The organism is Salinispirillum marinum, assembly GCF_042650105.1.
Lineage (GTDB): Bacteria > Pseudomonadota > Gammaproteobacteria > Pseudomonadales > Natronospirillaceae > Salinispirillum > Salinispirillum marinum.
Genome location: NZ_JBHSAL010000002.1, coordinates 875,448 through 895,925 on the forward strand (window position 1 = coordinate 875,448; position 20,478 = coordinate 895,925).

Annotated in this window: 23 protein-coding genes and 1 tRNA gene; 17 read left to right on the top strand and 7 right to left on the bottom strand. The window is 53.4% G+C overall.

From position 1 onward, the window contains the following. Window positions 1–128 precede the first annotated feature (128 nt). The 5 genes from purM (at window position 129) to ACFOSD_RS11250 (ending at window position 4,713) form a co-directional block, all read left to right on the top strand. Window positions 129–1,172 (top strand): phosphoribosylformylglycinamidine cyclo-ligase, encoded by a 1,044-nt coding sequence (gene purM, locus ACFOSD_RS11230; RefSeq protein ID WP_380696532.1) that lies wholly within the window; start codon window positions 129–131, stop codon window positions 1,170–1,172. After that, a complete protein-coding gene (gene purN / locus ACFOSD_RS11235) occupies window positions 1,169–1,831 on the top strand; it encodes a phosphoribosylglycinamide formyltransferase (RefSeq protein ID WP_380696534.1) in 663 nt (220 codons plus the stop codon). The genes purM and purN overlap by 4 nt, the downstream gene beginning before the upstream one ends. Continuing rightward, a complete protein-coding gene (locus tag ACFOSD_RS11240) occupies window positions 1,809–2,561 on the top strand; it encodes a DUF3108 domain-containing protein (protein ID WP_380696536.1) in 753 nt (250 codons plus the stop codon). The genes purN and ACFOSD_RS11240 overlap by 23 nt, the downstream gene beginning before the upstream one ends. 73 nt (window positions 2,562–2,634) lie before the next feature. Beyond that, on the top strand, window positions 2,635–3,627 hold the full coding sequence (locus tag ACFOSD_RS11245) for a 2-hydroxyacid dehydrogenase (RefSeq protein WP_380696538.1): 993 nt from the start codon (window positions 2,635–2,637) through the stop codon (window positions 3,625–3,627). A 150-nt stretch (window positions 3,628–3,777) separates the two neighbouring features. Then, complete coding sequence (locus ACFOSD_RS11250; protein ID WP_380696540.1) at window positions 3,778–4,713, top strand: DegV family protein; 936 nt, start codon at window positions 3,778–3,780, stop codon at window positions 4,711–4,713. Between the two features lie 36 nt (window positions 4,714–4,749). On the opposite strand, the gene dcd is transcribed toward ACFOSD_RS11250, so the two are convergent. The 3 genes from dcd to ACFOSD_RS11265 all read right to left on the bottom strand — a co-directional run bounded on the left by dcd (window position 4,750) and on the right by ACFOSD_RS11265 (window position 7,807). Further along, complete coding sequence (gene dcd, locus ACFOSD_RS11255) at window positions 4,750–5,319, bottom strand: dCTP deaminase (protein ID WP_380696542.1); 570 nt, start codon at window positions 5,317–5,319, stop codon at window positions 4,750–4,752. Window positions 5,320–5,406: 87 nt separating this feature from the next. Then, on the bottom strand, window positions 5,407–6,501 hold the full coding sequence (apbC, locus tag ACFOSD_RS11260; RefSeq protein WP_380696544.1) for an iron-sulfur cluster carrier protein ApbC: 1,095 nt from the start codon (window positions 6,499–6,501) through the stop codon (window positions 5,407–5,409). Window positions 6,502–6,613: 112 nt separating this feature from the next. Beyond that, window positions 6,614–7,807 (bottom strand): benzoate/H(+) symporter BenE family transporter, encoded by a 1,194-nt coding sequence (locus ACFOSD_RS11265; RefSeq protein ID WP_380696546.1) that lies wholly within the window; start codon window positions 7,805–7,807, stop codon window positions 6,614–6,616. 131 nt (window positions 7,808–7,938) lie between these two features. On the opposite strand from ACFOSD_RS11265, the gene ACFOSD_RS11270 reads away from it, so the two are divergent. The 10 genes from ACFOSD_RS11270 to ACFOSD_RS11315 all read left to right on the top strand — a co-directional run bounded on the left by ACFOSD_RS11270 (window position 7,939) and on the right by ACFOSD_RS11315 (window position 17,531). Further along, window positions 7,939–8,496 (top strand): helix-turn-helix domain-containing protein, encoded by a 558-nt coding sequence (locus ACFOSD_RS11270; protein ID WP_380696548.1) that lies wholly within the window; start codon window positions 7,939–7,941, stop codon window positions 8,494–8,496. 95 nt (window positions 8,497–8,591) lie between these two features. Continuing rightward, window positions 8,592–10,679, top strand: coding sequence for a methionine--tRNA ligase (gene metG / locus ACFOSD_RS11275; RefSeq protein ID WP_380696550.1), 2,088 nt, complete (start codon window positions 8,592–8,594; stop codon window positions 10,677–10,679). Between the two features lie 147 nt (window positions 10,680–10,826). Then, window positions 10,827–11,408, top strand: coding sequence for an electron transport complex subunit RsxA (rsxA, locus tag ACFOSD_RS11280; RefSeq protein WP_380696552.1), 582 nt, complete (start codon window positions 10,827–10,829; stop codon window positions 11,406–11,408). A 13-nt stretch (window positions 11,409–11,421) separates the two neighbouring features. Further along, window positions 11,422–12,009 carry an electron transport complex subunit RsxB gene (rsxB, locus tag ACFOSD_RS11285; RefSeq protein WP_380696554.1) on the top strand — a complete coding sequence of 196 codons (588 nt, stop codon included), beginning with the start codon at window positions 11,422–11,424 and terminating at the stop codon, window positions 12,007–12,009. Then, window positions 12,009–13,823, top strand: a complete 1,815-nt coding sequence (rsxC, locus tag ACFOSD_RS11290) for an electron transport complex subunit RsxC (RefSeq protein WP_380696556.1) — start codon at window positions 12,009–12,011, stop codon at window positions 13,821–13,823. The genes rsxB and rsxC overlap by 1 nt, the downstream gene beginning before the upstream one ends. Continuing rightward, window positions 13,820–14,863 (top strand): RnfABCDGE type electron transport complex subunit D, encoded by a 1,044-nt coding sequence (locus ACFOSD_RS11295; protein WP_380696558.1) that lies wholly within the window; start codon window positions 13,820–13,822, stop codon window positions 14,861–14,863. Before rsxC ends, ACFOSD_RS11295 begins: the two co-directional genes overlap by 4 nt. After that, window positions 14,860–15,531 carry an electron transport complex subunit RsxG gene (rsxG, locus tag ACFOSD_RS11300; RefSeq protein WP_380696560.1) on the top strand — a complete coding sequence of 224 codons (672 nt, stop codon included), beginning with the start codon at window positions 14,860–14,862 and terminating at the stop codon, window positions 15,529–15,531. The genes ACFOSD_RS11295 and rsxG overlap by 4 nt, the downstream gene beginning before the upstream one ends. Then, window positions 15,528–16,232, top strand: a complete 705-nt coding sequence (locus ACFOSD_RS11305) for an electron transport complex subunit E (RefSeq protein WP_380696562.1) — start codon at window positions 15,528–15,530, stop codon at window positions 16,230–16,232. The genes rsxG and ACFOSD_RS11305 overlap by 4 nt, the downstream gene beginning before the upstream one ends. Then, window positions 16,229–16,861, top strand: a complete 633-nt coding sequence (nth, locus tag ACFOSD_RS11310) for an endonuclease III (RefSeq protein ID WP_380696564.1) — start codon at window positions 16,229–16,231, stop codon at window positions 16,859–16,861. The genes ACFOSD_RS11305 and nth overlap by 4 nt, the downstream gene beginning before the upstream one ends. Continuing rightward, window positions 16,836–17,531: a hypothetical protein gene (locus tag ACFOSD_RS11315; protein ID WP_380696566.1), complete on the top strand. Its 696-nt coding sequence runs from the start codon at window positions 16,836–16,838 to the stop codon at window positions 17,529–17,531. The genes nth and ACFOSD_RS11315 overlap by 26 nt, the downstream gene beginning before the upstream one ends. 43 nt (window positions 17,532–17,574) lie before the next feature. On the opposite strand, the gene ACFOSD_RS11320 is transcribed toward ACFOSD_RS11315, so the two are convergent. After that, the gene (locus ACFOSD_RS11320; protein ID WP_380696568.1) at window positions 17,575–18,540 is read right to left on the bottom strand and encodes a DUF4062 domain-containing protein; all 966 of its coding nucleotides are present in this window, start codon (window positions 18,538–18,540) and stop codon (window positions 17,575–17,577) included. Window positions 18,541–18,552: 12 nt separating this feature from the next. After that, a complete protein-coding gene (locus ACFOSD_RS11325) occupies window positions 18,553–19,179 on the bottom strand; it encodes an NUDIX hydrolase (protein ID WP_380696570.1) in 627 nt (208 codons plus the stop codon). 132 nt (window positions 19,180–19,311) lie between these two features. On the opposite strand from ACFOSD_RS11325, the gene ACFOSD_RS11330 reads away from it, so the two are divergent. Continuing rightward, entirely contained in the window at window positions 19,312–19,848 is a 537-nt protein-coding gene (locus ACFOSD_RS11330) for an NUDIX hydrolase (RefSeq protein ID WP_380696572.1), read from the top strand. Here the strand turns inward: ACFOSD_RS11330 and ACFOSD_RS11335 are convergent. Together ACFOSD_RS11335 and ACFOSD_RS11340 are read right to left on the bottom strand one after the other, a co-directional pair. Beyond that, window positions 19,835–19,990 carry a hypothetical protein gene (locus ACFOSD_RS11335; protein WP_380696574.1) on the bottom strand — a complete coding sequence of 52 codons (156 nt, stop codon included), beginning with the start codon at window positions 19,988–19,990 and terminating at the stop codon, window positions 19,835–19,837. The genes ACFOSD_RS11330 and ACFOSD_RS11335 overlap by 14 nt on opposite strands. Window positions 19,991–20,001: 11 nt before the next feature. Next, a complete protein-coding gene (locus ACFOSD_RS11340) occupies window positions 20,002–20,169 on the bottom strand; it encodes a hypothetical protein (RefSeq protein ID WP_380696576.1) in 168 nt (55 codons plus the stop codon). Window positions 20,170–20,267: 98 nt separating this feature from the next. On the opposite strand from ACFOSD_RS11340, the gene ACFOSD_RS11345 reads away from it, so the two are divergent. Next, window positions 20,268–20,358, top strand: a tRNA-Ser gene (locus ACFOSD_RS11345). Window positions 20,359–20,478: the final 120 nt, after the last annotated feature.

Here is a 20,478-nt window from a genome sequence, read left to right on the forward strand (position 1 = left end):
TTGCAGAAAAGGAATGACCAGAACTTTACCGATAAGGCATGACGCATGGCGTGCAGAGCATGAATTTCTCTTTTTTTCAGGCTACAATGCCGCGCAACTTTTGACCCCGCCCAGGAGAACACACCGCCATGGCCAAGCCATCCCTCAGTTACAAAGACGCAGGCGTAGACATCGATGCCGGAAACCAGCTGGTAGAGCGCATCAAGTCTGTATCGCGGCGCACGCATCGGGCCGGTGTACTGGGCGGCTTAGGTGGTTTCGGGGCCTTGTTCGAGCTACCTAAAGGGTACAACGAGCCGGTATTGGTCTCTGGAACCGATGGCGTTGGCACCAAGTTGCGTTTGGCGATGGATCTGGGTCGTCATGACACCATTGGTATCGACTTGGTGGCGATGTGCGTCAACGATCTTATTGTGGCCGGCGCTGAACCCTTATTCTTTCTCGACTATTACGCCACCGGCAAATTGAACGTTGATATCGCCGCCGATGTGGTGACGGGTATTGGTGCCGGATGTGAGTTGGCAGGCTGTGCCTTAGTGGGCGGTGAAACCGCTGAAATGCCCGGCATGTATGAGGGTGAAGATTACGACTTAGCCGGTTTCTGTGTCGGTATTGCTGAGAAAGCCAAATTGATTGATGGCAGCAAGGTGCAAGCGGGAGATGTAATTCTAGGCTTGCCTTCCAGCGGACCGCACTCCAACGGTTATTCATTGATCCGCAAGGTCTTGGAAGTCAGTGGTCACTCACCTGAGCAGTCTTTAGGCGACACAACCTTAGGTGAGGCCTTGATGGCCCCAACGCGCATCTATGTGAAGCCGTTATTGGCGGTGCTGAAAGAACACCCGATCCACGCCATGAGCCACATTACCGGTGGTGGTTTCCTGGAAAACATTCCCCGCGTGATGCCCGAAGACACCAAAGCGGTAATTCATACCGATGCTTGGCAGCGTCCTGCGGTCTTTGACTGGCTGCAACAAGAAGGCAACATCACCGACACCGAAATGTACCGTACCTTCAACTGTGGTATCGGGATGGTCTTGGTGGTACCGGCCGCCGCCAGCGACCTTATCGTGTCAGCCTTGCAAGCCGAGGGTGAAGCGCCGGTGATTTTGGGATCCATTGAGGCCAGCGAAGGCGCGCCCTGGGTGGATATGGTGGCGCGCTCGGCATGAGTTGTCGCATTGTTGTGCTTATCAGTGGCAGTGGCACCAATCTCCAAGCCTTAATTGATGCCGCCCGTAACCATGATCTGAACGATGCGCAACTGGTGGGTGTGATCAGTAATCGACCTAATGTTGGAGGACTGAAGCGGGCAGAACAGGCCGGGATCCCGAGCGTGACCTTAAACCATCAGGATTTTCCGAGCCGGGAAGCTTTTGACAGCGCTCTGCTGGAACAGATAGAACAGTGGCGACCCGACCTGGTGGTGCTGGCCGGGTTTATGCGCATCTTAACGCCTGAGTTTGTGCAACACTTTGCTGGCCGCATGATTAACATTCACCCATCGCTGCTGCCAAAATACCCCGGTCTGCATACCCATGAACGTGCCATTGCGGCCGGCGATGCACAACATGGTGCCAGCATTCATTTCGTGACAGCAGACTTGGATGGTGGACCTATCATCGTGCAAGCGGCAGTCGACGTTCTACCAGACGACACCCCTACGACTCTGGCGCAGAGAGTGCAGGCCCAGGAACATTGTATATACCCTGCCGTGGTGCGCTGGTTTTCTGCGCAGCGCTTGACAATGCGCGCCGGAGCGGCCTATATGGACGGTAAGCCCCTAGGCCAAACAGGACTCAACTGGCATGACCCTGAAACTCCGCATTAAGCAACGCTGCTTCAGCTTCTTTCTGTTGGCCACCTTATTAAGTGCTGCGGTGAATGGCCGCACCCTAGTACCCTTTCACATTGACTTGGAAGGGTATCAGTATGCCGCCGTGCCGGTAAAAGTAACCGGTACGCAAACCCTCGTGCAGCGTGGTGAAGGGTTATGGCGGCTCGCTTTAGAATTACGCGGTCCCTTGACGCGAATTGAAGAGTGGGTAGACTTCCGCTGGGTCGATGGGGAGCCGGTTCCCTTGGAGTATCGTTACAACCAACGTGTGCCGTTCAACAATGAATCGAGACGGCTCCGGTTTGAACCCGAACAACAACGCATTCGCGTCAATCTAAATGACGATGCTTACACCTACCCGTATGACGCCAATGTCTTTGACCCTTTGTCGTACACCCTGTTACTGCTGAATGGCTTGGCACGCGGCGAAACCGAATTTCAGTTTTCAGTCATAGACCGACGGAACCCACGCCACTACGAGTTTTCCATCGCCACCGATACGTCCGTCAATGAACCGCATGCGGTCGTGATTGCGCAACGTGTTCCCGCGCGCGGCATCACCTACATCGTACTGGATACCCAATGGCAAATTCCCACCCACTTTTTACGCTGGCGCAACGACAAGTTAGACCAGCAAATTCGAGCGCTTGAGGCACGAGTGGGTGACCGCAACGTATCCGATCTACCGCACTGGTCGGACCCACGCAGTAACCTGCCCAGTTGATAAGCATCAATGCCGACCGTCCATTCATGGTCTACACTGACTACTTATTTATGTCCGCTGGAAGGAAAAACTTGTGAACGTTGCTGTATTCAGTAGTAAACGCTACGACGAAGAACACCTAAGTCGTTGCGATTCAGGCACCCTGTCTTTTACCTTTCTTGAGCCTCACCTGAACCAGACCACCGCGGCCCTGGCGGCTGGTCACGATGCGGTGTGTTGCTTTGTGAATGACACTTTAGACGAGCCGACGCTGGCACAACTCGCTGACCTGGGTATCCGCATGATCGCTATGCGATGTGCAGGCTTTAACAATGTCGACTTGGAGTGTGCCGAACGCCTCAACATCCTTGTGGCGCGCGTACCTGAATATTCACCACACGCGGTGGCCGAACACGCCGTCGCGTTAATATTAGACCTGAACCGCAATATCCACCGCGCTTTTAACCGGGTGCGCGAGCACGATTATTCGCTGAATGGCTTACTGGGCTTCGACCTGTATCAAAAAACCGTAGGGGTGGTGGGCACCGGGAAAATTGGTGCCACCTTTGCGCGCATCATGCAGGGCTTTGGCTGCCAAGTACTGGCCTATGACCCCTACCCTAACCCGGCCGTACAGGCACTGAACATTGAGTATGTGCCCTTAGAACGCCTCTGGGCGGAATCCGACGTCATCTCTTTGCATTGCCCACTTATGCCCGAAACCCACCACCTCATTAACAGTCGTTCCATCGCTCAAATGAAGCGCGGCGTCATGCTGGTTAACACCAGTCGTGGTGCTTTAATCCAGACACAGTCGGTCATCACCGCGCTAAAGAGCGGCCATATCGGGTATCTAGGGCTCGATGTCTATGAAGAAGAAGCCGATCTGTTTTTTGAAGACTACTCCAATACGGTACTGCAAGACGACGTGTTCGCACGCCTGCTAACCTTTCCTAATGTTATTATCACCGGCCACCAGGCGTTCTTTACCCGTGAAGCTTTGGATGCCATTGCCCGCACCACGGTACAAAACCTATTGGGTTTCAAACATCAGGAGATGGAAAAGGTGCATTGCGTTCGTCGCTGAACGCCCGGACCTCTGTACTTTTGGTTGATAATCGCCCATGTAAAGCCCGTGTTCATGCCATTTCAAAGACAGTCCATGGCATTGAGTAGGCGCAGCCCATAAATTTGCATAGTCTCCTTGGCCTTGGGTACAGCTTTGGAGACCTCATACATGGGTATTGCTTTGGTTGCGGACGCTTCATGCGACATACCGCAAAGCATGATCACGGACTACGGCATCACCATTTTGCCCGTCACCGTTTTGACGGATCAACAGGCCATGCAAGACACGCGGGATGCCGCCACAACGTTGGCTTATTACCGTGATCATCTAGTAGACCGGGGCAAAAAAGTCACCACGCAACCGGTAACGGCGGAAGAAGGTCTGAAGATTATTGAAGACCAATGTCTGAGCCATGCCGACTATGTCATCGTACAAACCACTGGACGCCATCGCTCTAAAACTTACGACAATATGAATGAAGCGGCGGCGCGACTGAACCAGAAATTGAAGTCGAGTGGAGCGTTAAAAGTCATCCGTGTTATGGATACCCGCGCCCTGTTTGCCGGCATGGGGGTGGTGGTTGCGCATACGCAAGCGCTGATCAACAAAGGACTAGAAGGCAGCGAAGTTCGCCGGTTAACCAATTTGGTGGCGGATCAAGTCCATACCTTTGTTGTGCCTTCGGATTTACGCTATATCCGCGAACGCGCGCGCCAACGTGGTGAAGACAGCATTAATTTTGTCAGCGCGTTTATGGGCAAGGCTCTGGGTATCACACCGGTTGTGTGCGGCCACCGGGAGAGAAACTTTCCTTGCGCGAAATTTAAAGGCTTCTCTACCGCGGTCGAAGCCACCCTTGCGCATGCCCTGCGCCAGGTCGACGCGGGGCAACTGGCTTCGCCTTATATCGCAGTTAGTTACTCTGGCGATTTACAAGACCTGAACGTCTACCAAGGCATTGCCGAACTGCGTGCTCGGCACGAACGCAAACAGATCCGTCTGCTGATCAGCACCATGGGTTTAGCGGGTGCAACCTACCTTGGGCCGGGATCATTTTCACTCGGCATTGCTTGTGCTGAAAACGCGTGGTCGAAGCCCAACTGACGGCGTCGCCGCCAGATTGAGAAAAAGGCGTTTTGCCTAGGCTTTAGGCAGAGTTACACCTCGCTGCCCCATATACTTCCCGCTGCGATCTTTATACGACACCTCACAGGCTTCATCCGACTGGAAGAACAACATCTGCGCTACACCTTCGTTGGCATAGATTTTTGCTGGCAAGGTGGTGGTATTGGAGAACTCCAGCGTCACATGGCCTTCCCACTCGGGCTCTAACGGGGTGACGTTAACGATGATACCGCAACGCGCATAGGTCGATTTACCCAGGCAAATGGTCAACACATCACGGGGTATTCGAAAATATTCCACAGTGCGCGCCAGGGCAAACGAGTTAGGCGGGATAATGCATACGTCTTTTTGCACGTCAACGAAGCTGTTTTCATCGAAGTGTTTTGGGTCCACCGTCGCTGAATGAATGTTGGTAAACACCTTAAACTCATTCGAGCAACGTACATCATACCCGTAGCTCGACGTACCATAGGAAATAAGCTTGCTACCGTCAGCAGCGGCTTTTACTTGGCCAGGCTCGTAGGGTTCGATCATGCCGTGTTGTTCAGCCATTTGGCGAATCCAACGATCTGATTTAATGCTCATGCAGTGCCTCTCCTGACCACGAAAAAAGTCGCGCTATGTTAGCGGGGTATGGCGTTGAGGGCAACGGCCGAACAACACAGCATGGCGTCAGTCATCACTCACTGTAATGGTTGGAATGGTCGTTTTACCCTCGTTCAATAGGGACACATTAGCCATCACTTGGCGAGCCATCATTAAATATTGCAATGCCACCTCTGAATCGGGATCGGCTACCACGGTGGGCGCACCGCCATCCGCTTGCTCACGAATGTGAATATCCAAAGGCATACTGGCCAGCGTACTCACCCCGTATTCTTCAGCCAGCCGACTACCGCCCCCCTCACCAAAAATGTGCTCCGCATGCCCGCAGTTTGAACAAATGTGCAGCGCCATGTTTTCCACCACGCCCAGAACGGGAATGTTCACTTTGCGGAACATTTCTATACCTTTCTTGGCGTCTAACAAGGCAATGTCTTGCGGTGTCGTTACAATGACGGCCCCGGTCGCCGGTACTTTTTGCGCGAAGGTCAATTGAATATCGCCCGTACCCGGCGGCATATCCACCACCAAATAATCTATGTCATCCCACTGGGTTTGCGTCAACAACTGTTGCAGCGCACCGCTGACCATAGGCCCGCGCCATACCATCGGCGTTTTATCATTGACCAGAAAAGCCATCGACATGGCTTGGATACCATGCGCTTTAATAGGCACAAACCACTTGTTGTCGATGGTTTCCGGCTTCGTACCTACTGGAATTCCCAACATCATACCTTGGCTGGGCCCGTAGATGTCAGCATCCAAAATGCCGACGCGCGCGCCTTCTTGTGCCATGGCGAGGGCCAAATTGACGGCCGTAGTTGATTTGCCTACGCCACCTTTACCACTTGCCACCGCGATGATGTTCTTCACATTAGGCATTGCCGCGGATTGATTGGCGACCGGTTGGCGCGTGACTTGCCATTCAATATCGACCGTAATTTTTCCGGCAAATAGGGCTTCAAATTGCGCGGCCACCAGCATGGCCAAACCCTTGCCAAACCGCTGCGCCGGGTATGCCAGTTCGAGTACAACATGCAGATGGCTATCGTCCGCTGCAAATGATTTGAGTTGTTTAGCGCCTAATGGCTGCGCCGTATAAGGGTCTTGTATACGACTTAAACATTGTACAATCTGACTACGGTCCAGTGCTGGCTTGCTCAACAATGCCTCCCCGAATAACCAAGTGAATTAGTAGGATTTAGCGGATTATAGGGTAGGTTGACTGTCCATGCCATATATCGCCCTGACCAAAGCAAATTCTCCTTTATTTGACCTAGCGAACTGAGGCCAAATACCATGCCATCAACCCAGCGACTAAGCCCCAAAATGCCGAGCCCACAGAAAACAACGTAACCCCGGACGCCGTCACCAAAAAGGTGATGAGCGCAGCTTCACGCACAGTTTCCTCGCGCAAGGCTAAAGCCAAGCTATTGCCAATGGTCGCCAACAACGCCAAGCCGGCGATGGCCAATACCAAGGCTTCTGGAAACGCGTAGAACAACGCCGCCATGGTGCCCGCTAATAGACCCGTTAAAAGGTAAAAGAATCCCGCTGACAATGTGGCAACGTAACGCCGGTTACGATCGGGGTGGGTTTCTTCGCTCATGCAAATAGCGGCCGAAATAGCCGCCAAATTCAACGCAAATGCACCAAAGGGCGCCAGTAACAACGTGGCAAGGCCAGTCCAGGTAATAGCCGGTGAAACGGGCGTTGCATAACCGGATGCGCGCATTGTCGCCACACCCGGCATGTTCTGTGATGCCATGGTCACAATGAACAATGGCACCCCAATGCTGATCAACGCCCCCAAAGACCATTCAGGTTTGGTAAACACAGGCTTCGCCAACTGCCACTCGACGGTGGCGAAACTGAGCAGCCCCATGGCCCATGCCGCCGCCATACCAATGACCAACACCAACGGAATGGCATAACGTGGCAGTGTACGTTTAGCAACCAAATACACCAAAAATAACAGAACCACCAATATCCACTGCTGCTCCATGGCTTGAAAGACGCCTAGGCCAAATTGCAACAACACGCCCGCCAACATGGCCGCCGCGATGGCCTGCGGTATTCGGTTCATTAGCCGCTCAAACCAACCGGTTATACCCACCAGAGTAATCAAACACGCACTGAACACAAAAGCACCGATGGCAGCCGCATAGCTAAAATCTGCCATGCTGGTGACCAATAGCGCTGCGCCCGGTGTCGACCACGCCGTAAGCACCGGCGCACGAAAGCGCAGCGTTAATCCAATGGACGTTATGCCCATGCCAACCCCTAAGGCCAAAAACCATGACGTGACAATTTCAGGTCCGCCACCGGCATTCGCCACCGCCTGGAAGATAATCACGGCGGCACTGGTGTACCCCACCAACACAGCAACAAAACCGGAGACTAAGGCCGACACCGACACATCCTTGAGGTGCATGGGCCGCTGGGCAGCGCTCTGTGGTGAGTTTGGCATTTGAAAAGACACTCATAGAAAGGTTGAAGACGGACTGCACGTGCGCTATAACGCACATCATTGCGCGCACTTTACCACCGTGCGCTATAACGCACAATCATGGAACGATTCAACGCAAAGAGAAATAACCTTTGGAAAGCGTCAACCAAAAACTGGGAAATCACCTGCGCCAACGGCGTATGGAAAAACAGTTGAGTTTAGATCAGGCAGCGGCGCAGACGGGTGTCAGTAAAGCCATGCTGGGGCAGATAGAGCGTGGCGAATCCAGCCCAACTATTGCGACCTTGTGGAAAATTGCCACGGGCTTGCATCTCTCGTTTTCGACCCTGACGCAAAACCTGCTACCGGAGCCGGTCTCGGCGCTGCGAGGGAGTATTGAAGCAGAACGCATCCCGACCGCAAATACCGATATTCAGGTCACCACGCTGTTTCCTTTTGACCCTACGCTCGGCTTTGAAGTGATGTCGTTGCTGCTGCAGCCCGGCAGCCAAAGTATGTCGGAACCACACGATGCTAAGGTCACCGAACATTGCATTGTGGTGTCTGGAACGTTGGATTTTTTACTGAACAACGAATGGATCACCTTGCAAGCAGGAGAAGCCATACGCTTTGCGGCAGACCAGCCACACGGCTATCGCAATTCCGGCAATGTGCCTACCTTTTTTCATGACATCATTCATTATGGCTAGGGAAGTTCTGAAGTATGCCCTAGCGGTGGCATTCAACCCCCACAGGCTTTAACATACGCGGTCTCTTAACGTTTTCATGGTAGCCGTTGTAGATTATGACCGACCAGACGCCGCGCAACATTCTTGTCACCAGTGCTCTCCCCTACGCCAATGGCCCCATTCATTTGGGCCACATGTTGGAGCACATTCAAACTGACATTTGGGTACGCTTTCAACGGGCGCGTGGAAATCGCTGCATCGCTGTATGCGCCGATGACACCCACGGCACCGCGATCATGCTGCGCGCAGAAAAAGAAGGCATTACGCCAGAAGCTCTGATCGACCGCATCCGAGCCGAGCACTGGCAGGACTTTCAGGACTTCTTGATCAGTTATGACAACTATTACAGCACCCATTCACCGGAAAACCGCGAGCTGAGTGAACTGATTTATACGCGTTGCCGCGACAACGGACATATTGCCGTACGCACCATTCGGCAAATGTTCGACCCCGAAAAACAGATGTTTCTGGCTGATCGGTTCATCAAAGGCACCTGCCCGAAATGTGGCGCTGAGGACCAATACGGTGACAACTGCGAAGTTTGCAGCGCCACCTATACACCCAGTGAACTCGTCAATCCGCGCTCGGCACTGTCGGGTGCGACGCCAGTAGAAAAAGAATCCGAGCATTACTTCTTTAAATTGCCCGATTTCAACGCGATGCTGAAAGACTGGACGCGCAGCGGTACCTTGCAACCCGCCGTGGCCAACAAACTGTCGGAATGGCTCGACAGTGGTTTACAGGAATGGGACATCAGCCGTGACGCGCCGTACTTCGGCTTTGAAATCCCCGATGCGCCCGGCAAGTATTTCTATGTGTGGTTGGATGCCCCAATCGGTTACATGTCCAGTTTCAAGAATCTGTGTGAGCGCCGTGACGATCTCGACTTTGAAGAGTTCTGGAAAAAAGACAGCACGGCCGAGCTGTACCACTTTATTGGCAAGGACATCATCAACTTCCACGCCCTGTTCTGGCCCGCCATGCTGGACACCGCTGGTTTCCGCAAGCCGACCGGGGTATACGCGCATGGCTACGTGACGATAAACGGGGACAAAATGTCCAAGTCGCGCGGCACCTTTATCATGGCCCGCACTTACCTCGATCACTTGAATCCTGAGTACCTGCGCTACTACTACAGCGCTAAGCTCGGCAGCACGGTTGAGGACATAGACCTCAACCTGGAAGATTTTGTTCAACGTGTGAACTCGGATTTGGTAGGCAAAGTGGTCAACATTGCCAGTCGCTGTGCCGGTTTTGTGCACAAATTTGCCGACGGCAAGCTGGCCAGTACGTTGCATGATCGTGCGCAGTATGACGCCTTTGTGGCCGCTGGTAACGAAATTGCCGAGTATTTCGAACAACGGGAATACAGCAAAGCCATTCGTCAGATCATGGCCTTGGCCGACCGCGCAAACGAATACATTCAAGAAAACGCGCCCTGGGTGCTGGCCAAACAGGAAGGCAAGCAAGATGAAGTGATTGCCGTGTGTACGCAGGCGTTAAACCTTTTCCGTGTCTTGATGACCTATCTGAATCCAGTACTACCCGAAATGGCGGGCAAGGCGGCAGCCTTTCTCAACATCGAGGACTTTGCGTGGCACAGAGCCGGTACACCGCTGTTGAATCATAACCTTAATGCCTTCATTCCTTTGCTGACACGGGTCGAAAAAGCCCACGTGGATGCCATGGTCGAAGTCAGCAAAGAAGGCGACACCACCGTACCAGCCGCCAATGCAAAAGCGAAATCGGCTCAGGCTGCACCTGCGCCTAAAGACGCTAAAACAGACAAGAAGGCGATAAAAGAACCCGCGGCACCGACGACCATTCAGTTTGATGACTTCGCTAAGGTTGACTTGCGTGTCGCCAAGGTGGTCAGCGCGGACCATGTCGACGGGGCGGACAAGCTACTGCAACTCATTTTGGATGTTGGCGAAGATACGACACGCCAGGTATTTTCGGGCATTAAGTCCCATTATCAGCCGGAGGATCTGGTGGGCAAAAATGTGGTATTGGTCTACAACCTGGCGCCCCGTAAAATGCGTTTCGGCATGAGCGAAGGTATGGTATTGGCCGCGGGAGAAGGTAAGGATCTCTGGGTTCTTGAGCCCAATAACGCCATCCCACCTGGCACCAAAATCAGCTAACTCGTTCGTACGGCCTGAGCGAATGACATCGTCTTCGACTGGGCCGTTTATGCTTATAGATAAATGTCATAACCAGCTTAGTTGTCCGTATTGATCGGAATAAGATCATTCCGCATAATAGCGCCCGGTTCAGGAACCCTATGCGCCATGACCGATTATTTATTACTGCTGTTGAGCACTGTGCTCGTCAATAACTTCGTTTTGGTTCAGTTCTTAGGTCTGTGCCCCTTTATGGGTGTGTCCAACAAACTGGAAACCGCAATGGGTATGTCGTTCGCCACCACATTTGTGCTAACGCTAGCCTCGTTATTCAGTTATCTGGTGTACAACTTCATACTCGTGCCGCTGGATGTCACTTTTCTGCGTACCATCAGTTTTATTTTAGTCATTGCTGCGGTGGTGCAATTTACGGAAATGGTGGTGCGCAAAACCAGCCCGCTGCTGTATCGCGTATTGGGTATTTTTCTACCGCTCATCACCACGAATTGTGCGGTTTTGGGTGTGGCCCTGCTGAATATTCAACAAGAGAATGGCTTTATCGAGTCTCTCTTGTATGGTTTTGGCGCGGCGGTTGGCTTCTCGTTAGTGTTGGTTTTGTTTGCCGCTTTGAGGGAACGACTCAACGTTGCCGATGTTCCCAAACCCTTTAAAGGCGCTGCTATCGGCATGATTACCGCCGGGTTTATGTCGTTAGCTTTTATGGGCTTTACCGGGTTGATCACGCTGTGAGGGTAGGCAAGGCATGATCATTCTCTGGGCAATTCTGGCATTGTTGATGTTGGCTGTGGCATTCGGCGCGCTGTTGGGATTTGCAGCAGTGCGCTTCAAGTCCGAAGGCAACCCGATTGTCGAACAAATCGACGCTATACTGCCGCAAACCCAGTGTGGTCAGTGTGGTTATCCCGGCTGCCGACCCTATGCGGAAGCCATCGCCAATGGCGACATGATCAATAAATGCCCTCCCGGCGGTGAGAGCACCATTCAGGCGTTGGCGGATTTACTGGATGTCGAAGCGCCCCCGTTAGACGCAGAACACGGTGAAGAAAAACCACGCCAGGTAGCCGTCATTCGGGAAGCAGAATGCATTGGCTGTACCAAGTGCATTCAAGCTTGCCCGGTAGACGCCATTCTCGGCGCGGCAAAGCAAATGCATACGGTGATTGCCGATGAATGTACCGGCTGCGATTTGTGTCTTGACCCCTGTCCGGTCGATTGTATTGACATGGTGCCGATTAAAACCACCTTACAAACATGGCAGTGGGCACCCCCAAATACCGCGACGGGTATCATCGCCACTGATCGTTCTCCGTCACACAGCGAGGCTGCCTAATGTTTGGTTTAAGCCGCACTCGGAAGCCAAAAAAAACGGCCTCTGGCGACCTCTACTGGCCACTGCCAGGAAGTATCCATCCGCCAGAAAACAAAACACAAAGCCTGACGCAGCCTATTCAAACCATGACGTTAACCACAGAGTATGTGGTGCCACTGAATCAACATATCGGGGCTTTTGCACTGCCCAGTGTGCAGGTAGGCCAAGCCGTACTAAAGGGCGACTTGATTGCCGAAGCGGATGGCTACATCAGTGCACCGGCGCATGCGCCGACCAGCGGCACGGTGATTGCTGTTGAAGAACGACCGGTTCCACATGCGTCGGGCTTGACCACTACCTGTATTGTCATCAGTGCAGACGGCAAAGACCAATGGCGGCCGCGTGATCTCTGGGCAGAGTTAAACGATCATTCCACCACGGATATTCTGGCGCGCATACAACGGGCAGGCTTAACAGGATTGGGTGGGGCCAGCTTTCCGACCGCGGTAAAACTGGACAGTGATCGTCAACGCATCACCACGCTAATCGTGAACGGCACAGAATGTGAACCCTATATTACGGCCGACCATAGCCTGATGCGGGCGCAGGCCGAGCGTATTTATGAAGGCATTCGGGTGGTGCATCGACTGTATCATTTTGAGCGCATTTTGGTCGGCATCGAAGACAACAAATCGGATGCCATACAGGCCATGCGGCAAGCACTTCCGACCGACCTGCAAGAGTGCGTGCATATTCGTTCGTTCCCGACGCGCTATCCCTCCGGTGGTGAGCGCCAGCTCATTTATATTTTGACCGGGCAAGAAGTACCTTCCGGCGGCCTGCCGATGGACTTGGGGATGCTTTGTCACAATGTTGGCACCTTGGCGGCCATTGGCGATGCCGTGTACCGGGATGAGCCACTGATCCGTCGCATCACCACCATAACCGGTGAAGGCGCCGAACGTCCTGGGAATTATGAGGTACTGATTGGCACGCCGATGGCCGCTTTATTACAGCATGCCGGGGTAGACTTGGACGTGGTGCAACGCATCATCATGGGTGGCCCCATGATGGGATTTACTTTGCCCAGCGTTGATCTGCCCGTGGTAAAAGCCACCAATTGTCTATTGGTGCCATCCGCCATGGAGATCCCTCTTCCCCCGCCCGCACAACCCTGTATTCGGTGTGGACTCTGTGAGGATGCTTGTCCTGCAAGCTTGCTACCCCAACAACTGCTCTGGTTTGCGCAGGCCAAGGAATGGGAAAAGGCTGAGTCGCACCGGCTCTTCGACTGTATCGAATGTGGTGCCTGCGCCTATGTCTGCCCCAGTCATATTCCACTGGTTCACCACTACCGCGCGGCCAAAGGCACCATTCGACAGGAACAGGCTGCCCAACAGCAAGCCGAGCGTGCACGGCAGCGGTTTGAGGCCCGGCAAGCCCGCTTAGCAGACGAGGCGGCCGAAAAAGAAGCGCGTCGCCGCGAACGCGCAGAAGCCGCCGCACGCGCCAACGCCGCCAAGCTCGACATTCCCGTCGCACCCGATGCCGTGCATGCAGCGCTTGAACGCCAGCAGAATAAGCGCCAGCCGGAGAGTACCTTAAGCGAACCGGTAAAAGTCCAACCGCCAGTTCTCAACAGCGAGCAACTACGCGCAAAATTGACCAATCTACAGAACCGTATTACCAAGGCTGAAGTAAAACTCGAAGAAGCCCGAACCACCGACCCGGAGCTGGTTAAGGCGTTAACGACCACACTGGCCAAGTTGCACGAGCAGCGGCGTAAATGCGAAGCAGATCTTGCCAGCGCCACAGAACAAGAGGCTGCATCATGACCTTGCATAGGTTGAGTTCGCCCCATGCGGTAGGCAACCAGAGCGTGCAGCGCATCATGCTCACCGTTTGGGCCGCCACCCTGCCCGGTTTCGTTGCACTGGTGGTGTTTTTTGGCTGGGGGTATCTCCTGCATGCCATCATCGGTGTTGTCACGGCGTTGCTGGCTGAAGCATTGGTGCTCCTGTTACGCCGCCGCCCATTGACGTTTTATCTGCTCGATGGCAGCGCCCTGTTAACGGCTTGGCTACTGGTGTTAGCGCTTCCGCCCATGGCACCTTGGTGGGTCACCGTCACCGCCGTCTTCACCGCCATCGTGTTCGCCAAACATCTCTATGGCGGCTTAGGGTTCAATCCCTTCAATCCCGCCATGATCGGTTTTGCCTTGGTGCTCATCGCCTTCCCGGTTGAAATGACCACGCGCTGGGCAACCCCCGATGCTTACCTAACCGACAGCCATTCGTTCTACGTGGCTTGGCAAGCGGTGTTCGGGCAATTGAACCCCTTGCAAGTCGATGCCTTTACCATGGCCACGCCGTTGGATGTCTACAAAAATAATATCGCCGCCCGTACTCAGGCCGAAGTGTTGTTAGACCCGGTGTTCGCGCAGGGCTACCGAGCGTATGGCTGGGAATGGGTCAGTTTGTTGTATCTGTGCGGCGGCCTGTTTTTGATATACCGCAACATCATCACATGGCATACACCCATCACTGTACTCGTAGCCTTGGCCAGTTGTGCCATTCTGTTCAGTTGGGATGCGGATGTTCGCGTGCCGTTATCACTGCACTTGCTGGGCGGAGCGACCATTTTGGGGGCATTCTTCATTGCCACCGACCCCGTGTCATCCGCTACCAGCAAGCCCGGAAAACTGATTTATGGTGCAGGCATTGGCGTGTTCATCTATGTGATTAGAACCTGGGGTAACTACCCCGATGCCGTTGCTTTCGCGGTGCTATTGATGAACTTCGCCGCGCCGTTGATTGACTATTTTGTGCGTCCCAAAGCCTATGGAGAAACCAACGGTGGAGGGCACTCCTTATGAGCACCGTCCGCCAATCGATCATCAAAAACGCCGTGGGTCTTGGATTGTTTGCCTTTTTCACGGCCGGGCTGATTGCGACCAGTTACTCCCTTACTCGTGAACGGGTCATCCTAAACGCCGAGGCCTATGCCGCACGCATTCTTTATGAGCTGGTGCCAGCGACCTACTTTGATCAACCGATTGAACAGCAACAGCTAGCCCTGGCTGACCCGGCGCAATGGCAAGGACTGGCTCGATTGGGCCTCCGTTCAGCGCGCCCCGCCTACCGTGCCATGGTGAACGATGCGGTCACCGCCGTGGTACTGCCAGCGACTACGCCTGATGGCTACACCGGTGATATCCACCTATTGATTGCGATAGATGCCATGGGGCAGCTCTTGGGTGTGCGCGTGGTCGAACACAAAGAAACGCCCGGTTTGGGTGATGCGATAGAGGCTGATAAGAGTCGATGGATTCATCAATTTGTTGGAAAATCGCTCGGCAACCCGAGACCCGACCGTTGGGCGGTACAAAAGGATGGCGGTGACTTCGACCAACTGACCGGCGCAACCATTACCCCAAGAGCGGTCGTTCGCGCAGTACGTGACAGTTTGGAATTTTTTGCCGACAATCGGCCTGCACTGCTGTTTCCAGAACCCTCTTCATTATCGGAGAATGAGCAGCCATGAACACTGCAGCGCACGATGTGATGAAACAAGGGTTATGGCACAACAACCCGGCCCTCGTGCAGCTATTGGGGCTTTGTCCTTTACTGGCCGTCACCGGCACAGTGGTCAATGCCTTAGGGCTGGGCATTGCTACGCTGGTGGTGTTAACCGGTTCCAACGTTGCTGTTTCGCTGATCCGTAACTTCGTCAGCGACGCTGTTCGTTTACCGGCCTTTGTGATGATCATCGCCGCACTGGTTACTTGTGCGGAGATGCTGATGCAAGCCTTCACGTATGAGCTGTATCAAATTCTCGGCATATTCATTCCACTCATCGTGACCAATTGCGTGATTTTAGGGCGTGCCGATGGCTTTGCGCGTAAAAACACCTGGCCCATAGCCCTATTGGATGGCCTCATGATGGGATTAGGGTTTACCTTGGTGTTGGTATTGTTGGGCGCCATTCGAGAGTTGCTGGGTTTGGGCACCTTGTTCAGTAATATGCACTTGTTGTTTGGTGAAGGTGCGCGGGCTTGGGTTTGGCAACCCAACCCGGATTATCCGAAATTTCTGTTTGCCGTGTTGCCGCCCGGTGCCTTTGTGATCACCGGCTTATTGATCGCCATAAAGAATGCCCTCGACGACTACGTGCAACAACGCCACGTAAAAGCCCCGGTTGTAAAAGGCAGTAAACGGGTGCGGGTGACGGGTAAAATCGCATGAACAAAGAGAAACGCACTGAAATATTTCAACGCTGGCAAACCGCGAACCCGGAGCCTAAAACCGAACTGGCCTATAATTCGACCTTCGAGCTATTGATTGCCGTGTTGTTGTCGGCTCAAGCCACTGACGTGAGTGTAAACAAAGCCACGCAACATCTATTTCCGGTCGCCAACACCCCAGCCGCCATGCTGGCATTGGGCGTGGAAGGCGTAAAGCAATACATTAAAACCATCGGTTTGTTTAACAGCAAAGCCGAGAATGTCATCAAGACCTGTCGTATTTTGGTGGAGCAATATGGCGGAGAAGTCCCTGCGGATCGGGAGGCCTTAGAAGCTTTGCCCGGGGTCGGACGAAAAACCGCAAATGTCGTCTTAAACACAGCGTTTCGGCAGCCGGTTATGGCGGTCGACACGCACATCTTCCGGGTAGCCAATCGAACCGGTATTGCGCCGGGAAAGAATGTCCGTGAGGTCGAAGATCGACTGATGCGCCTTATCCCTAAGCCCTTTCTCCTGGATGCTCATCATTGGCTGATTCTGCACGGGCGCTATACCTGTATAGCACGCAAGCCACGTTGTGGCAGTTGCTTGATAGAGGATCTGTGTGAGTACAAACAAAAAACTGCCTGACTGGCGCTGTGGCGTCCTGATTGCCGTACCGGAAACTCTCCAATCCACAACCTCGTTACCCTCTGGTTGGTTGCCCAATGTACAGTGGGAAACCACGCCTACAGCACAGGCGCGCAAATGGGTTAGCCGGTTAGAAGAGGTGTCTGTCCATACCGATGCTGGCGTTTGTATTTTTGTCGCACAACCTCTGCCTAAATGGGCCACCAAGATACACACCGCAACGTTGGAGTGGCAACGTCAGTGGCGTAAAGCTCCATGGCCGGTGCGGTGTATAACCGTAAATTCACTGGCCGAAGCCGGGTGGTATGCGCAGGCATTAGCCCGACCGAACCTTTTGAACACCATGTCGTTAGATACACGACTCGCTGCCTTGCAACGGCGCCTTCATGGTCATGGAAACCTGCAACGCCATTGGTGGGGGTATCGTGCGTGCAACACCTCGTCGGCGACCGGCATGGCCGGGCCCAACCGTGAGCATCGATATCTCAATTTGAAAAAGGCCGTACACGCGCTCTTACACACTCAAGCAGGCATCACTGACAGCCTGCTGCTCACCGACGCACAGGGCCACCTGAGTTCGATTGAATATGCGGCTTTCATGGCCCGACGAAGCGCCTTACCGAAAGGAATTTATTTCGATTTTTGCGCCGGACAGTCAATGGTAGGCTGAGTTTCGAATGGAACACTATTACGACAAAGTAACGACCACCCAACTATTTCGACGTTAACCACTGGTGTTCACCCACCGAACTCAGGCTCCACATACCTTGATGGTTATGTACCCAATCCAGTTGTCGAAATTGTCGTTTAATGTGATCGAAAATGATGCCATCCATTCGTAAATCAACAAAGCTGTGCGCTTTACTGTGCAGTTTTCGCAAGCTGGGAATCTCGGTAGCCAAAAGGCGTTCTTCCAATTTGCTTTTCCATTCGGCTTCGCGTCTTGGCTCGGTTAATAACGGTGCTGATAATGCAAACACTTGTTGCCAGGTGCAACCAATGGTTCGCGCAATGGTGGTGACATTACCGTCTTGAAAAACCTTGACCCGATAATTCACCTCGAGCTTGCCCGAAGCCAAATCACTCATCCGGGCCGCGCCACGCTGCTCGTTCAATAATTGGCTGAGACGTTCAACCTGTGCCTGCAACTCCGCCACTCGGTGGCTGTTGTCGCTGGGTAGGCGATCCATACGATACCAACCCGGCAAAGCATCCTGCGACAATAGATCATCAACAAAGGTCTCTACTACCGAACGTGCTTCATCACCTCGTTGCACGTCATGCACAAAGGCGTTTGCCCGCATTTCATGTAACAAACCGTCGCGACGACGTTGATCAATGGCGTCGACCGCATGGGACGCATCACTGTACACCAAGACGACAATGGGCTTACGGGTAGCCAGTGCGTGCGCAAAGGCGCGGTGCAAATATCCCACCCCCGTGGGCGAGATAGGACCATATTCTGGACCCACCAAGACGATGCAGAGGTCGGACTGATCGATCGAACGCTGTTGCAGCTTCCACAGATAACCTTCCGTCATCGGCGGAAAGCTCAGCCCGGTGGCCACGACGTCCAAACCGGCCAACGCTTCCTCGATATCGCGGCGCAGACGCTCCTCGCCCGAAAACTGGTTGGACAACACACAGGCTAAGTGCATAGCTTGTTCTACAATCGGCATTCAATGGCCTCGTTAGGCATTATCGTCCATGGGGTTTTTACCCCATTCCTCATGAAAAGAAGGCCATGCCTGCTGCCAAATGACATTGATCAAATTGACGGTAATCATGCCCGTCATGCCCCAGATCTTCCATGGCCCGTAATAAAAAAAAGGCACCCGCCAGTGTCGACCGTTGCGCTCAAATAACTGATATTCTGGCGGTCGTGAAAACAGCTCGGAAAGCGGTACCCAGAAAATTTCGGCTACTTCATCGGGGCAAGCCTGCAACATCGGCTTTTGGTCCAGCCAAGCGACATGTGGTTCTACCAGAATGCCCGAACGAGCGTACAGAGCATCCAATCGACCTAATCGAACCGGTTGGTCCGTGAGCCCAACTTCTTCTTGCGTTTCACGGAGGGCGGTTGCATACAGATCAATGTCTTCCGGCTCAACATTACCGCCAGGGAAGGATACTTCACCGGGATGACTGTTCAAATCTAAGGCACGCTGGGTAAACAACACATCCAATCCATGTTCGCCAGGGGCCAGCAGCACCATGACTCCCGCAACACGGTCTACGCTGGGCAGTGTTCTACCCGCGTAATTGCTGATCGACTTTTGCCAATCCGATGGCACTTCGTTGCTATACTGCCGAGTCATTAGCCTGTTTCGTTTGATAAGCGCGCGTTAAGTGGTGATTATACACAGGTTCGACAATCTGAATCTCTATGTACCCTGTATTGACTGTAGCTATACAGAAGCTAAAGTGACAACTATTTGGTGAACACTTCAATGAAATTCTGCAACCAGTGTGCCACCCCGTTGGCCTATGGCGTTCCACCCGATGACAACATGCCACGGTTCCATTGCCCAGCCTGCCTTGTCGTGCATTATGAAAACCCGCGTATCATTACTTGCACTCTACCGATCTGGCAGCAGCAAATTTTACTGTGCAAGCGGGCCATTGAACCACAGTTAGGCTTATGGACCCTACCCGGTGGGTTTATGGAGAACGGTGAAACGGTTGCGGAAGGCGCGCTGCGCGAAACATGGGAAGAAGCCAGATCACGGCCTACGATTCGCCAACTGCTCGCCATTGTAGACCTGCCTCAATATCACCAAGTTCATATGTTCTATCTGGCCGATATGCCCAATGCAGACTGCGCGCCAACCTCCGAAAGCTCTGAAGTGGCCCTGTTTCATCCACATGAAATACCCTGGGATCACTTGGCGTTCAGAACGGTGCGAGCGGCGCTGGAACACTATGTTGAACATCGTGATAAGGGGCCGGGCCTACCGCTTTTGGAGACGCGCATCACACCGCGCTAAGTGCCTCCGGATCAACCAATGCCACCAATTCAAACGCCGGTTCTTCGTACGGGTGCGCGTCTTTCAGCGCATGGATGACGGCGGACACATACAACCGCTCTACCATGATCTCCACCCGGTATTCAGCCACCCGTTCGACCACGCCGTGATGACCTAAAAAGGCTGTGCGCCGTTCAGAGGTCGAAATTGACCAACACCCAACACTTGCCAGGCACAATGATCATAATCGCCCAGCGCACCACCACCTGCAGCAAAGATGGCACCTTTGGTTTCTTCGAGGTGACTTTCGGGTACAAAGTAGATCAGTTTGTAGCGTGACATGCCATGCTTCTCCGTTAAGAAAGATCCTAGAAAGATCAACATTATCAACAATTTATCGTTGACTTTCATCGGCGAGACAGTAGACTGTCGCACAGCTCGGAGGGATGGCTGAGCGGTTGAAAGCACCGGTCTTGAAAACCGGCGTAGGTTAATAGCCTACCTAGGGTTCGAATCCCTATCCCTCCGCCATTTATTGTATAGATTGAAGGGCCTGCAGCGATGCAGGCCCTTTTTTCTTGCCCCGAGTGCAATGGAACATGCCCTACACTGGCGCCCATGGTTCACTTTCAGTATTCTTGCCGCGCTGAC